14 protein-coding genes are annotated in these 14,278 nt (G+C 63.3%); all 14 read left to right on the top strand.

From position 1 onward, the window contains the following. Positions 1-54: 54 nt before the first annotated feature. Positions 55-456, top strand: coding sequence for a flagellar export chaperone FliS (gene fliS / locus L1P09_RS17415; protein WP_009684229.1), 402 nt, complete (start codon positions 55-57; stop codon positions 454-456). Continuing rightward, on the top strand, positions 425-766 hold the full coding sequence (locus L1P09_RS17410; protein WP_047149861.1) for a flagellar protein FliT: 342 nt from the start codon (positions 425-427) through the stop codon (positions 764-766). Before fliS ends, L1P09_RS17410 begins: the two co-directional genes overlap by 32 nt. A gap of 169 nt (positions 767-935) precedes the next feature. Further along, entirely contained in the window at positions 936-2,411 is a 1,476-nt protein-coding gene (fleQ, locus tag L1P09_RS17405) for a transcriptional regulator FleQ (RefSeq protein WP_235767936.1), read from the top strand. Positions 2,412-2,795: 384 nt separating this feature from the next. Continuing rightward, positions 2,796-4,013, top strand: coding sequence for a sensor histidine kinase (locus L1P09_RS17400; protein ID WP_235767935.1), 1,218 nt, complete (start codon positions 2,796-2,798; stop codon positions 4,011-4,013). Beyond that, complete coding sequence (locus L1P09_RS17395; protein WP_054906300.1) at positions 4,013-5,368, top strand: sigma-54-dependent transcriptional regulator; 1,356 nt, start codon at positions 4,013-4,015, stop codon at positions 5,366-5,368. The genes L1P09_RS17400 and L1P09_RS17395 overlap by 1 nt, the downstream gene beginning before the upstream one ends. Before the next feature lie 552 nt (positions 5,369-5,920). Further along, positions 5,921-6,253 (top strand): flagellar hook-basal body complex protein FliE, encoded by a 333-nt coding sequence (gene fliE, locus L1P09_RS17390; RefSeq protein WP_003254438.1) that lies wholly within the window; start codon positions 5,921-5,923, stop codon positions 6,251-6,253. Positions 6,254-6,268: 15 nt separating this feature from the next. Beyond that, positions 6,269-8,047, top strand: coding sequence for a flagellar basal-body MS-ring/collar protein FliF (gene fliF / locus L1P09_RS17385; RefSeq protein WP_054904678.1), 1,779 nt, complete (start codon positions 6,269-6,271; stop codon positions 8,045-8,047). Beyond that, complete coding sequence (fliG, locus tag L1P09_RS17380) at positions 8,040-9,059, top strand: flagellar motor switch protein FliG (RefSeq protein WP_003254434.1); 1,020 nt, start codon at positions 8,040-8,042, stop codon at positions 9,057-9,059. The genes fliF and fliG overlap by 8 nt, the downstream gene beginning before the upstream one ends. A 109-nt stretch (positions 9,060-9,168) precedes the next feature. Then, the gene (fliH, locus tag L1P09_RS17375) at positions 9,169-9,957 is read left to right on the top strand and encodes a flagellar assembly protein FliH (RefSeq protein ID WP_054904677.1); all 789 of its coding nucleotides are present in this window, start codon (positions 9,169-9,171) and stop codon (positions 9,955-9,957) included. After that, positions 9,947-11,302 carry a flagellar protein export ATPase FliI gene (gene fliI, locus L1P09_RS17370; RefSeq protein WP_054904676.1) on the top strand — a complete coding sequence of 452 codons (1,356 nt, stop codon included), beginning with the start codon at positions 9,947-9,949 and terminating at the stop codon, positions 11,300-11,302. Before fliH ends, fliI begins: the two co-directional genes overlap by 11 nt. Before the next feature lie 6 nt (positions 11,303-11,308). Continuing rightward, positions 11,309-11,761 carry a flagellar export protein FliJ gene (gene fliJ, locus L1P09_RS17365; RefSeq protein WP_054881275.1) on the top strand — a complete coding sequence of 151 codons (453 nt, stop codon included), beginning with the start codon at positions 11,309-11,311 and terminating at the stop codon, positions 11,759-11,761. A gap of 114 nt (positions 11,762-11,875) precedes the next feature. Then, on the top strand, positions 11,876-12,178 hold the full coding sequence (locus tag L1P09_RS17360; protein WP_054904675.1) for an STAS domain-containing protein: 303 nt from the start codon (positions 11,876-11,878) through the stop codon (positions 12,176-12,178). Between the two features lie 8 nt (positions 12,179-12,186). Then, the gene (locus tag L1P09_RS17355) at positions 12,187-13,878 is read left to right on the top strand and encodes a fused response regulator/phosphatase (protein ID WP_182336544.1); all 1,692 of its coding nucleotides are present in this window, start codon (positions 12,187-12,189) and stop codon (positions 13,876-13,878) included. A 47-nt stretch (positions 13,879-13,925) separates the two neighbouring features. Beyond that, positions 13,926-14,273: an Hpt domain-containing protein gene (locus tag L1P09_RS17350; RefSeq protein ID WP_033690485.1), complete on the top strand. Its 348-nt coding sequence runs from the start codon at positions 13,926-13,928 to the stop codon at positions 14,271-14,273. Positions 14,274-14,278: the final 5 nt, after the last annotated feature.

Raw genomic sequence — 14,278 nt, 5'->3', positions numbered from 1 at the left:
TCCGCCCGATACAAGGAATATCTCCCCTAAGCCTGCCCGTCACGAGGTCGCAAGATGAATCCCATGAGAGCCCTTCGTCAGTACCAGAAGGTCAATTCCCATGCCCAGATTTCCGAAGCCACGCCGCATCGCCTGGTGCAGATGCTGATGGAGGGAGGTCTCGATCGGATGGCCCAGGCCAAGGGTGCCATGGCGCGCGGTGACATCGCCGAGAAGGGGCTGATGCTGGGCAAGGCGATCGACATCATCATCGGCCTGCGTGACGGCCTGCAGCCGGAGAAAAGCGAAAACCCCGAGTATGTGGAAAACCTCGACGCCCTCTATGTATACATGACCAACCGGCTCATGCAGGCGAATGTCGACAACGATGCCAGCATCATCGACGAAGTTGCGCAACTGCTGATTACCGTGAAAAGCGGTTGGGATGGCATTGCCGACGCCCAGCCCGCCAGCTGACGGCAAGGAGATTAACGTGAACGCACTGCAACGCCTCGATGACACCTGCGATGCCCTGATCGGCGCTCTTGGTGAACGTGACTGGGACGCTATTGCCAAGTTGGATGTGGCATGTCGCACCTGCATCGACGAGGTACTGGAAAACCACACGATGGACCAGGGGTTGCTGCGCGAAAAGCTGGAAGGGGTTTTGGAGGTCTACCGCAACCTCATCGATGTGACAACCGGTGAACGCCAGGCAATTGCCGAAGAGATGATGCAGATCAACCAAGCAAAAAATGCTTCAAAGGTATATCATCTCTTCAGGTAAGATGCGCACAACATTAGAAAAGGCGCCATAAATTTGACTGTATGGCCCTTTTTGACTTAACTAGTGGCTGTTTTCGAATTCTAGACGTCCGAACACTGACCATTCAGTCGGAATGATGTCGAGCATGCCCCTTGCAGGGTGCCGATATGACTAGGGAAGTTGCTATTGCATGTGGCGTGAAACCAAGATCCTGCTGATCGATGACGACAGCGCGCGCCGCCGCGACCTCGCGGTGGTGCTGAACTTTCTCGGCGAAGAAAACCTCGCGTGCGCCAGCCACGACTGGCAGCAGGCGGTGGAGCCTTTGGCCTCGAGCCGTGAAGTGCTGTGCGTGCTCATCGGCGCTGTAAACGCCCCTGGCAATGTGCTTGGGTTGCTTAAGACAGTGGCTGCATGGGATGAGTTCCTTCCTGTTCTACTTTTAGGTGAAATTTCTTCTGCAGACCTGCCGGAGGAGCTTCGCCGCCGCGTCCTTTCCAACCTGGAAATGCCGCCAAGCTATAGCCAGCTGCTCGATTCGCTGCACCGTGCCCAGGTCTATCGCGAGATGTACGACCAGGCACGCGAGCGCGGTCGCCAGCGCGAACCCAACTTGTTCCGCAGCCTGGTCGGCACCAGTCGTGCCATCCAGCACGTGCGGCAGATGATGCAGCAGGTGGCCGATACCGACGCCAGCGTGCTGATCCTAGGTGAGTCGGGTACCGGCAAGGAAGTGGTCGCGCGCAACCTGCACTACCACTCCAAGCGCCGCGAAGCGCCGTTTGTGCCGGTCAACTGCGGCGCGATCCCAGCCGAGTTGCTGGAAAGCGAGCTGTTCGGCCACGAGAAGGGTGCCTTCACCGGTGCGATCACCAGCCGTGCCGGGCGTTTCGAGCTGGCCAACGGCGGCACCCTGTTCCTCGACGAAATCGGCGACATGCCGTTGCCGATGCAGGTCAAGCTGCTGCGCGTGCTGCAGGAGCGCACCTTCGAGCGCGTGGGCAGCAACAAGACCCAGAGCATTGATGTGCGCATCATTGCCGCTACGCACAAGAACCTCGAGAACATGATCGAGGACGGCACCTTCCGCGAAGACTTGTACTACCGGCTGAACGTGTTCCCCATCGAGATGGCACCGCTGCGCGAGCGGGTGGAAGACATTCCGCTGCTGATGAACGAGCTGATCTCGCGCATGGAGCACGAGAAACGCGGTTCCATCCGTTTCAATTCCGCTTCGATCATGTCGTTGTGCCGGCACGGCTGGCCGGGCAACGTGCGTGAGCTGGCCAACCTGGTCGAGCGCATGGCGATCATGCACCCGTACGGGGTGATTGGCGTGTCCGAGCTGCCGAAGAAGTTTCGTTACGTCGATGACGAAGACGAGCAGATGGTCGACAGCCTGCGCAGCGACCTGGAAGAGCGCGTGGCGATCAATGGCAATACGCCGAATTTCGGCAGTCATGCGATGCTGCCGCCTGAAGGCCTGGACCTGAAGGACTACCTGGGTAGCCTGGAGCAGGGCCTGATCCAGCAGGCGCTGGACGATGCCAACGGTATCGTTGCGCGCGCGGCTGAACGTTTGCGTATTCGTCGCACCACGTTGGTGGAGAAGATGCGCAAGTACGGCATGAGCCGCCAGGGGGGCGAGGAGCAGGCGGAGGATTGATGGGGGCGTCGGGGTGTTCACCTCGACCTTTCTAGTGCCTGTTAGATCGAGCGCCGCCCGCGCGGCGCATCGCGAGCTCGCGCTCGCTCCTACGTTTGTTTCGGGCGAGTGAGGCCTGTGACAGGCGCGCGCGACCGCCTTGTTCGTACGACGCGATATTGAGCCATGCGCCAAGGCATTCGCGCGCAAATCCCCCAGGAATAATTGGCCCGAAACAAACGTAGGAGCGAGCGCCAGCTCGCGATGCGCCGCGCGGGCGGCGCTCGATTTGCGCCCCCGCCATAAATCTCAAGCCAAGCGTTATGCCCCTATCCCCGGCACGGCTATTGCTACACCGCTGGCACCACACCGTTTTTATGACGGTCAGCCACGCGAGAGAGCACGATGCCCCAGGCCGCCAAACTATCCCGAGCCCCCGGTCCGCAGGGGCATACCCCGGTCGAGCAGGACAGCCGCCAGGGTATCGAGCACACCTTCGCCCTGTACAATCAGGTGTCCAGCCAGCTGAGCCAGTCCTACAGCCTGCTCGAAGCCCGGGTCAGCGAGCTGAAGGGCGAACTGGCGGTGGTCAGCGCCCAGCGCATCGACGAACTCAGTGAAAAGGAACGCCTGGCCAACCGCCTGCAGAACCTGCTGGACCTGCTGCCTGGCGGGGTGATCGTGATCGATGGCCAAGGCCTTGTGCGTGAAGCCAACCCGGCCGCCTGCCAACTGCTCGGCGAGCCGTTGCTCGGCCAGCTGTGGCGCCAGGTGATCGCCCGCAGCTTTGCACCGCGCAAGGACGACGGCCATGAAGTCTCGCTACGCGACGGCCGCCGCCTGTCCATCGCCACCCGTTCCCTGGACGCCGAGCCTGGCCAGTTGGTGCTGCTCAACGACCTGACTGAAACCCGACGCCTGCAGGACCAGTTGGCGCGCCATGAGCGCCTGTCGGCGCTGGGGCGCATGGTCGCCTCGCTGGCACATCAGATCCGTACCCCCTTGTCGGCAGCCATGCTCTACGCCAGCCATCTGGCCGACAGCGCGCACGAGCTTGATGCCGAAACCCGCCAGCGCTTTGCCGAGACTTTGAAAGAGCGCCTGCACGAACTGGAACACCAGGTGCGCGACATGCTGGTATTCGCCCGTGGCGAGCTGCCGCTGGGCGATCGGCTCACCCCCAAGGCCCTGTTCCAGGCCTTGCAGCAGGCCGCCCAGGCCCATGTGCAGGGGCACGCCGTGCGCTGGCAGTGCGACAGCCACCTGGGTGAGCTGCTCTGCAATCGGGACACCCTGGTGGGGGCGTTGCTCAACCTGATCGAGAATGCCTTGCAGGCCAGCGAAGGCCCGGCGCAGTTGAAAGTGCACCTGTACCGCCGCCAGCGCACCCTGCACCTGTGCGTGAGTGATGCCGGCAGCGGCATCGACGCCAGCTTGTTGGCGCGCCTGGGTGAGCCGTTTCTGACCACCAAGGCCACCGGCACCGGCCTGGGGCTGGCGGTGGTCAAGGCGGTGGTGCGGGCGCACCAGGGCAGCCTGAGCCTGCGCTCCAAGGTCGGTCGTGGCACCTGCGTGCGGGTCGAGCTGCCGTTGATCGACGGGCAATTGGCGGAGGGCGTGTAATGGCGATCAAGGTGCTGCTGGTCGAGGATGACCGCGTATTGCGCCAGGCCCTGGGTGACACGCTGGCAATCGGCGGCTTTGCCTACCAGGCAGTCGGCAGTGCCGAGGAAGCCCTGGAGGCCGTGCACAATGGCGCCTTCAGCCTGGTGGTGAGCGATGTGAACATGCCCGGCATGGATGGCCACCAGTTGCTCGCGCAGTTGCGCCGCCAGCAACCACAGTTGCCGGTGTTGTTGATGACCGCGCATGCGGCGGTCGAGCGTGCGGTGGAGGCCATGCGCCAAGGGGCTGCCGATTACCTGGTCAAACCGTTCGAGCCCAAGGCGCTGCTCACCCTGGTCGAGCGGCATGCGGCCGGCCGGGTCACGGGCGAAGAGGGGCCGGTGGCCTGCGAGCCGGCTAGCCGCCAGCTTCTGGAGCTGGCGGCGCGCGTGGCGCGCAGCGATTCCACCGTGCTGATTTCCGGTGAGTCTGGTACGGGCAAGGAAGTGCTGGCGCGCTACATTCACCAGCAATCCCCGCGGGCGGCACAGCCCTTTGTGGCGATCAACTGTGCGGCGATCCCCGACAACATGCTCGAAGCCACCTTGTTCGGGCACGAAAAGGGCGCCTTTACCGGTGCCATTGCTTCCCAGCCCGGCAAGTTCGAGCAGGCCGAGGGCGGCACCTTGCTGCTCGACGAAATTTCGGAAATGCCCATGGCACTGCAGGCCAAGCTGTTACGGGTGCTGCAGGAGCGCGAGGTAGAGCGGGTAGGCGGGCGCAAGCCGGTCAGTCTCGACATTCGGGTATTGGCCACCACCAATCGCGACCTGGCTGGCGAGGTGGCCGCGGGGCGTTTCCGTGAAGACCTGTACTACCGGCTTTCGGTCTTCCCCCTGGCCTGGCGCCCGCTGCGCGAGCGCCCTGGCGACATTCTGCAACTGGCCGAGCGCCTGCTGGCGCGGCATGTGGCGAAGATGAAGCATGCCCCGGTGCGCTTGTCGGCGCAGGCACAGGCCTGTTTGCAAGGCTACGCCTGGCCGGGCAACGTCCGTGAACTGGACAACGCCCTGCAGCGGGCGCTGATTCTGCAGCAGGGCGGGGTGATCGAAGTGGCGGATTTCTGTCTGGCAGGCGCCATTCCCTTGTCAGCTGGCAATGAGCCATTACCGACAGCCGCCGCTGAAGCCAGCGGCCTGGGGGATGACATGCGCCGCCACGAGTACCAGATGATCATCGATACCCTGCGCGCCGAACGTGGCCGCCGCAAGGAAGCCGCCGAACGGCTCGGCATCAGCCCGCGCACCCTGCGCTACAAACTGGCGCAGATGCGCGATGCCGGGTTTGACGTCGAGGCCAGCTTGTTCGGCTGACAGGCCCAGTTCGAACGCGCGACGCGGCCTGTGTGGGAGCGGGCGCGCCCGCGAAGAATCCAACCCGCTGCATGGCACCGGCTGCGCCGGTGTTCGCGGGCAAGCCCGCACGGGGATCGCATCAGGGCTGACAGGTGTTTGCCACAAGGTATGCAGCGCCTGTTAGAGCGAGCGCCGCCCGCGCGGCGCATCGCGAGCTGCGCTCGCTCCTACGTTTGTTTCGGGCCAATTATTCCTGTGGGATTTGCGCGCGAACGCCTTGGCGCATGCCTCAAAATCGCGTCGTACGAACAAGGCGGCCGCGCGCATCTGGCACAGGGGTTACTGGCCCGAAACAAACGTAGGAGCGAGCGCAGCTCGCGATGCGCCGCGCGGGCGGCGCTCAATCTCACAGGCACTGAAGATGCAGCGGCTACCCTTGCCAGGAACCATAGAATCTCCCTCAGGGGTGTGATGTTGCCTGAACGATAGAGGCTGGCACCTTTGTTGCTTTACGTAGGCTATTCGCTGCATGGGTGTCAAAAAAATGCGGCCGCAGGAGAGAGAAGGGTCATGAGCCAAGGTGTTGAATTCAATCGTCTGATGCTGGATATGCGTGCCATGCAGGCCGACGCCATGTCGCTGCCCAAGGTCACCGCTGCACCCGAGCTGGCGCCCGGTCAAAGCACCTTTGCCGACATGCTCGGCCAGGCCATAGGCAAGGTTCATGAAACCCAGCAAGCCTCGACCCAGTTGGCCAACGCCTTCGAAATCGGCAAGAGCGGCGTCGACCTCACCGACGTGATGATCGCTTCGCAAAAGGCCAGCGTGTCGATGCAGGCCATGACCCAGGTACGCAACAAGCTGGTCCAGGCGTACCAGGACATCATGCAGATGCCGGTTTGAGGACGGATGTAACCCATGGCTGAAGCAGTCGTCGATAACGCCCCCGCCAAGGCTGGTTCGCCAGCGGCCAAGCCGCCGCTGTTCGGCATGGCGTTTCTGGAAAACATCGCGCAGATGCCCATGCTGCGGCAGGTCGGCCTCATGGTCGGCCTGGCGGCCAGCGTGGCGATCGGCTTTGCCGTGGTGCTGTGGTCGCAGCAACCCGATTACCGTCCGCTGTACGGCAGCTTGTCGGGCATGGACACCAAGCAGGTCATGGACACCCTGGCTGCGGCCGACATTCCGTACAACGTCGAACCCAATTCTGGCGCCTTGCTGGTCAAGTCCGATGACCTCGCCCGCGCACGCCTGAAACTGGCCGCGGCGGGCGTGGCACCAAGCGACGGCAACGTGGGCTTTGAACTGCTCGACAAGGAGCAGGGCCTGGGCACCAGCCAGTTCATGGAGGCTACCCGCTACCGCCGCAGCCTGGAAGGCGAGCTGGCGCGCACCGTGTCGAGCCTGAACAACGTCAAGGCCGCCCGCGTTCACCTGGCCATTCCGAAAAGCTCGGTGTTCGTGCGCGACGAACGCAAGCCCAGCGCTTCGGTACTGGTCGAGTTGTACCCAGGCCGCGCCCTGGAGCCCGGGCAGGTGATGGCTATCGTCAACCTGGTCGCCACCAGCGTGCCGGAGCTGGACAAGTCACAGGTCACCGTGGTGGACCAGAAGGGCAACCTGCTGTCCGAGCAGATCCAGGATTCTGCGCTGACCCAGGCTGGCAAGCAGTTCGACTACAGCCGCCGGGTGGAAAGCATGCTCACCCAGCGTGTGCACAACATTTTGCAGCCGGTGCTGGGCAACGACCGCTACAAGGCCGAAGTGTCCGCCGACCTGGACTTCAGCGCGGTCGAGTCCACTTCCGAGCAGTTCAACCCCGACCAACCAGCGCTGCGCAGTGAGCAGTCGGTTGATGAGCAACGTGCCAGCAGCCAAGGCCCGCAGGGCGTGCCTGGGGCGCTGAGCAACCAGCCGCCCGGTGCGGCCACGGCACCGCAGACCACCGGTGGCGCCGCCACCCCGGCAGCGGCCATTCAGCCTGGGCAACCGCTGGTCGATGCCAATGGCCAGCAGATCATGGACCCGGCCACCGGCCAGCCGATGCTCGCGCCGTACCCGTCGGACAAGCGTCAGCAAAGCACGAAGAACTTCGAGCTGGACCGCTCGATCAGCCACACCCGCCAGCAGCAAGGGCGCATGACCCGTCTGTCGGTGGCCGTGGTGGTCGACGACCAGGTCAAGATCGACCCGGCGACTGGTGACACCACCCGTGCCCCGTGGGGCAGCGAAGACCTGGCGCGCTTTACCCGCCTGGTGCAGGACGCCGTTGGTTTCGATGCCAGCCGTGGCGACAGCGTGACGGTGATCAACGTGCCGTTCGCGGCCGACCGTGGCGAGGAAATTGCCGACATCGCCTTTTACCAGCAGCCGTGGTTCTGGGATATCGTCAAGCAGGTGTTGGGCGTAGTGTTCATCCTGGTGCTGGTATTCGGTGTACTGCGGCCGGTGTTGAACAACATTACAGGGGGCGGCAAGCAAGCTGCCCCGGATAGCGACATGGAGCTGGGCGGCATGATGGGTCTGGATGGCGAACTGGCCAACGACCGCGTCAGCTTGGGTGGCCCGACAAGCATTCTGCTGCCTAGCCCAAGCGAGGGTTACGAGGCACAGCTCAACGCAATCAAAGGCCTGGTGGCCGAAGACCCGGGCCGTGTTGCCCAGGTCGTGAAAGAGTGGATCAACGCCGATGAGTGATAACCGAGCCGTTACCGCCAAGCTGAGCCGCGTGGACAAGGCGGCGATCCTGTTGCTTTCGCTGGGTGAAACCGATGCGGCTCAGGTGCTGCGGCACATGGGCCCCAAGGAGGTACAGCGGGTAGGTGTAGCCATGGCGCAGATGGGCAATGTGCACCGTGACCAGGTCGAGCAGGTGATGAGCGAGTTCGTCGACATTGTCGGCGACCAGACCAGCTTGGGCGTGGGCTCTGATGCCTATATCCGCAAGATGCTTAACCAGGCGCTGGGCGAGGACAAGGCCAACGGCCTGGTCGACCGCATCCTGCTGGGTGGCAACACCAGTGGCCTGGACAGCCTGAAGTGGATGGAGCCGCGCGCCGTGGCGGATGTGATCCGCTACGAGCACCCGCAGATCCAGGCCATCGTGGTCGCCTACCTCGACCCCGACCAGGCCGGCGAGGTACTGAGCAACTTCGACCACAAGGTGCGCCTGGACATCGTGCTGCGCGTGTCGTCGCTCAACACTGTGCAGCCAGCGGCCTTGAAGGAATTGAACCAGATTCTGGAGAAGCAGTTCTCGGGCAACTCCAACGCCGCGCGCACCACCCTGGGTGGCATCAAGCGCGCCGCCGACATCATGAACTTCCTCGACAGCTCCGTGGAAGGCGCGTTGATGGATGCGATCCGCGAAATCGACAGCGACCTGTCGGAGCAGATCGAAGACCTGATGTTCGTCTTCAACAACCTGGCCGATGTCGACGACCGCGGTATCCAGGCGCTGCTGCGCGAGGTGTCGTCGGACGTGCTGGTGGTATCGCTCAAGGGTGCCGACGAGCGCGTCAAGGACAAGATATTCAAGAACATGTCCAAGCGTGCCTCGGAGCTGCTGCGCGACGACCTGGAGGCCAAGGGCCCGGTGCGGGTCAGCGATGTGGAAACGGCGCAAAAGGAAATCCTCACCATTGCCCGGCGCATGGCCGAAGCCGGCGAGATCGTGCTTGGCGGCAAAGGCGCCGAGGAAATGATTTAAGCGGCAAGCTACAAGCGGCAAGCTAAAAGAAGCAGCAGCCCTTGCGCAGCCTGCTTTTTCTTCAAACTTGCCGCTTGAAGCTTGCCGCTATGACCCACAGGCATTACCAATGTCCACCAAAGAACACCACCCCAGCGACCTGATCCGTGCCCGCGACCTCGAGGGCGTGGATGTATGGGCGTTGCCCAGTTTCGACCCGCAACCCGAGCCCCAACCTGAGCCAGAACCCGAGGTGGTCGAGGACGAAATCGAGGAAGTGCCGCTGGAAGAAGTCCAGCCACTGACCCTGGAAGAGCTCGAAGCCATACGCCAGGAAGCCTACAACGAGGGCTTCGCCACCGGTGAGCGCGAGGGCTTCCATAGCACCCAGCTCAAGGTTCGCCAGGAGGCCGAAGAGGCGCTCAAGGCCAAGCTCGACAGCCTTGAGCGGCTGATGAGCAACCTGATGGCGCCGATTGCCGAGCAAGACACGCAGATCGAAAAGCAGCTGGTGCAGCTGGTCGCGCACATGACCCGCCAGGTGATCGGCCGTGAGCTGCGCACCGACTCCAGCCAGATCACCCAGGTGTTGCGCGAGGCACTCAAGCTGCTGCCCATGGGCGCGGACAACATTCGTATTCACCTCAACCCGCAGGATTTCGAGCTGGCCAAGGCCCTGCGCGAACGGCACGAGGAAAACTGGCGGCTATTGGAAGACAGCGCCTTGTTACCTGGGGGTTGCCGCATCGAAACCGCGCACAGTCGCATCGACGCGAGCATGGAAACGCGTACCGAAAAGGCCGTGGCGCAGTTGTTCGACCAGTTGCACGACCATTCCCTGCACCCGGCTCAACCCGACCTGGCGATAGACCTGGATGCGCCGCTCGAGCCTGCCGTGGACAACCCTGATGCGCCTTGAACGCACCAGTTTCAGCAAGCGCCTGGGCAGTTACGCCGAGGCCATTGCGCTGCCCGCCCAGCCCATCGTCGAAGGCCGCCTGCTGCGCATGGTCGGCCTTACCCTGGAGGCCGAAGGTCTGCGTGCCGCCGTTGGCAGCCGCTGCCTGGTGATCAACGACGACAGTTACCACCCGGTGCAGGTCGAGGCCGAGGTCATGGGCTTTGCCGGGTCCAAGGTGTTCCTCATGCCGGTGGGCAGCATTGTCGGCATTGCCCCGGGTGCACGCGTGGTGCCGCTGGATGACGGCGGCCGCCTGCCCATGGGCATGAGCATGCTCGGCCGGGTGCTGGACGGTGCGGGCCGCGCGCTGGATGGCAAGGGCGGAATGAAAGCCGAGGATTGGGTGCCGATGGACGGCCCGGTGATCAACCCGCTCAACCGCGACCCGATCAGCAAACCGCTGGATGTGGGTATTCGCAGCATCAACGGCCTGCTGACCGTCGGCCGGGGTCAGCGCCTGGGCCTGTTTGCCGGTACCGGCGTGGGTAAATCGGTATTGCTGGGCATGATGACCCGCTTCACCGAAGCGGAAATCATCGTGGTCGGCCTGATTGGCGAGCGGGGCCGCGAGGTCAAGGAATTCATCGAGCACATTCTCGGTGAGGAGGGCCTGAAGCGCTCCGTGGTGGTCGCCTCGCCGGCCGACGATGCCCCCCTGATGCGCCTGCGCGCCGCCATGTACTGCACGCGCATTGCCGAGTACTTCCGCGATAAAGGCAAGAATGTGCTGTTGCTGATGGATTCGCTGACCCGTTTTGCCCAGGCCCAGCGGGAAATTGCCCTGGCCATTGGCGAGCCGCCGGCCACGCGGGGTTATCCGCCGTCGGTGTTTGCCAAGCTGCCCAAGCTGGTGGAGCGTGCGGGTAATGGCTTGCCGGGCGGAGGGTCGATCACCGCGTTCTATACCGTGCTGTCCGAAGGTGACGATCAGCAAGACCCCATCGCGGATTCGGCGCGTGGTGTGCTTGACGGGCACTTCGTGCTGTCGCGGCGCCTCGCGGAGGAAGGCCATTACCCGGCCATCGATATCGAAGCCTCGATCAGCCGGGTGATGCCGCAGGTGGTGGATGCCGACCACTTGCGCCAGGCGCAGAAATTCAAGCAGCTGTGGTCGCGCTTGTCGCAAAGCCGCGACCTGATCAGCGTGGGTGCCTATGTGGCGGGCGGCGATCCGGAGACTGACCTGGCGATTGCCCTGCAGTCGAAGCTGGTGGGTTTCTTGCGCCAGGGCCTGCGTGAAAACGTGGGTATGGCGCAGAGCCGTGAAGAGCTGGGGGCGATCTTCACGCCCCCTGCTGGCTGATAGGCCATGGCCCTCCCTGGGCGCGCCGCGCGCCTGGCGCCGGTGGTGGACATGGCCGAAGAGGCCGAGCGCAAGGCCGCCCAGCGGCTGGGCCATTTCCAGCAGCAAGTTGCCGTCGCCCAGGCCAAGCTGGCCGAGCTGGAGCGGTTTCGCGAAGACTACCAGCAGCAGTGGCTCAACCGCGGTGGGCAGGGGGTCAATGGCAACTGGCTGGTGAACTACCAGCGCTTCCTTGGCCAGTTGGAAACGGCGATGACCCAGCAGCGGCAGAGCCTGGTCTGGCACCAGAACAACCTCGACAATGCCCGTGGTACGTGGCAGCAGGCCTACGCCCGGGTGGAGGGGCTGCGCAAGCTGGTGCAGCGCTACCTGGACGAGGCCCGCCGCGCCGAGGACAAGCGTGAGCAGCGCCTGCTGGACGAGTTGTCCCAGCGCCTGCCGCGGCAAGATCAGTTCTGAATCCGTGGCGTCGCTTTGTGAAGCGGCCTGTGGGCGCCGTGTTCTTGCCGCCCGTGCCATCGCCTGCTAAACCTTCAACAAGCTGTATTCGCCATCATCGAAGGAATCGCTCGCATGGCAGTGGAAACTGATCTCACGCAGGATGGGAAAACGTTGACGATCAAGATCAAAGGACGCTTCGATTTCAGCCAGCATCAGGAATTTCGCGGTGCTTATGAGCGCCAACCAGGCGGGCACGATCGCGTGGTTGTCGATTTGAAAGACACGACCCACCTCGACAGTTCGGCCCTGGGCATGCTGTTGCTGCTGCGTGACCATGCGGGCGAAACGGTCGAGGTGGAAGTGATGAATCCCAGCTCCGATGTGCGCAAGATTCTCGCCATCTCCAATTTCGAAAAACTCTTCAAGATCAGCTGAGCGCCGACATGCCGGCCGAACAGGCATTGACCGTACTGGTTGCCGAGGACGGTGCCGCCGACCGTCTGTTGCTGGCGCAGATCGTGCGCCGCCAGGGGCACGAGGTTGTCACTGCGGAAAATGGTGAGCAGGCCGTGGCGCTGTTCGTCGAGCGGCGCCCGCAGTTGGTGCTGCTGGATGCGCTGATGCCGGTCATGGACGGCTTCGAGGCGGCGCGGCAGATCAAGGCCCTGGCCGGCGAGGCGCTGGTGCCGATCATTTTCCTCACCTCACTGAACGAGGAGGTGGCCCTGGTGCGTTGCCTGGAAGCGGGCGGCGATGACTTCATGGCCAAGCCCTACAGCGCGGTAATACTGGCAGCCAAGATCCGCGCCATGGACCGCCTGCGTCGGTTGCAGGGTACCGTGCTGGCGCAGCGCGACCAGATCGCCCGGCACCACCACCACTTGCTCAACGAACAGCGGGTGGCCAAGGCCGTGTTCGACAAGGTGGCGCATGCCGGCTGCCTGGCGGCGCCGAACATCCGCTACCTGCAATCACCCTACGCCTTGTTCAATGGTGACCTGATGCTGGCGGCCTTCACGCCGGCCGGCGACATGCGTGTACTGCTGGGTGATTTTACCGGCCACGGCTTGCCGGCTGCGGTGGGTGCCATGCCGCTGGCGGAGGTGTTCTACGGCATGACCGCCAAGGGCTACGGCATGGCCGAGGTCCTGCGCGAGATGAACGCCAAGCTCAAGCGTATTCTGCCGGTCGACATGTTCTGCTGCGCGGTGCTGCTAAATCTGAGCATGCAGTGTGGCGCAGTAGAGGTATGGAATGGCGGCATGCCTGACGTCTACCACCTCTCGCTGGATGGCCAGGTGTTGTCGGTGCTGCAGTCTCGGCACCTGCCGCTGGGTATTCTGGCGGCCGAACGCTTCGATGCCAGCACAGAGATGTTGCCGCTGGTGCCAGGGGAGCGCCTGTTCCTGCTGTCGGACGGGGTGCTGGAAACTGCCGACGAGCAGGAGCGCCTGTTCGGCGAGCGGCGCCTGCGCGAGGTGCTGAACGCCAATCGTGACCCGGCCTGCTTGTTCGACGAGCTGCTGTTGGCCCTGGAGCGTTTTGGAGGGCACCCGCGCGACGATATCAGCCTGTGCGATATCCGCATGTTCGGTGCCAAAGAGCGGCCACCGATGCCGGTGGTGTACGCTGACAGCGGCCGGTCAAGCCCGCAGGACTGGTCGTTGGCGTTCGAGGTGCGGGGTGCCAGCCTCAAAAGTTTCAATCCGGTGCCCTACCTGGTGCAGTTGTTGCAGGAAATACCCGGCTTGCGAGCGCGCACTGGCCACTTGCACAGCGTGCTCAGCGAGTTGTATTCCAATGCGCTGGAGCATGGCGTGCTCGGTCTGGACTCGCAGCTCAAATGCGATGTGCAGGGCTTTGCCGACTATTATCAAGAACGGGCGCGGCGCCTGGCATCGCTGGCTGAAGGTTGTGTAAGTATCCGTTTCAGGGTTGAACCGCGTGGCCAGGGTGGGCGTCTGAGTATCGAAGTCAGCGACAGCGGCGCTGGTTTCGATGTGCCGAGCGTACTGGCACGGGCTGTGCCGGACCACGGCCTGAGTGGGCGTGGCCTGAAACTGGTGCGGCAGCTGGCCGGTGATGCGCGCTGGGCAGAGGGAGGGCGGTGTGCGCAGGTGGAATTCGAATGGTGAGCCCCGGGCGGGCTTGGGCATAATCTGCTTGATCAGGGAGTGAGCAAGTGATGGACATGCATATCGATCACCAGGTTCTCAAGGGCCTGCGTGAGGTCATGGAGGATGAGTATCTGACGTTGGTGGAGACGTTTCTCACGGACTCGGAGCGCCGCGTGGAGCAGCTACTCGCGGCGAAAAATGCGGCAGAACTCAGGATGGCTGCACACAGCTTCAAGGGCAGTAGCAGCAATATGGGCGCCATGGTGTTGGCCAGCCTGTGCCAGCAGCTTGAAGAGCGTGCGCGGCGGCCGCCGCTGTATGGCATCGAGGACCTGATCAGCCGCATTGATCGGGAGTATCAGGAGGTAAAGCGCTTTTATCGCGGTGAGAAAGATCGCATTTCTACCGGCTGACGACT

Source organism: Pseudomonas juntendi (genome assembly GCF_021560075.1).
Taxonomy (GTDB): domain Bacteria; phylum Pseudomonadota; class Gammaproteobacteria; order Pseudomonadales; family Pseudomonadaceae; genus Aquipseudomonas; species Aquipseudomonas juntendi.
Note: the sequence above shows the minus strand (reverse complement) of the source record. Positions and strands in the feature narration are given on the sequence as shown.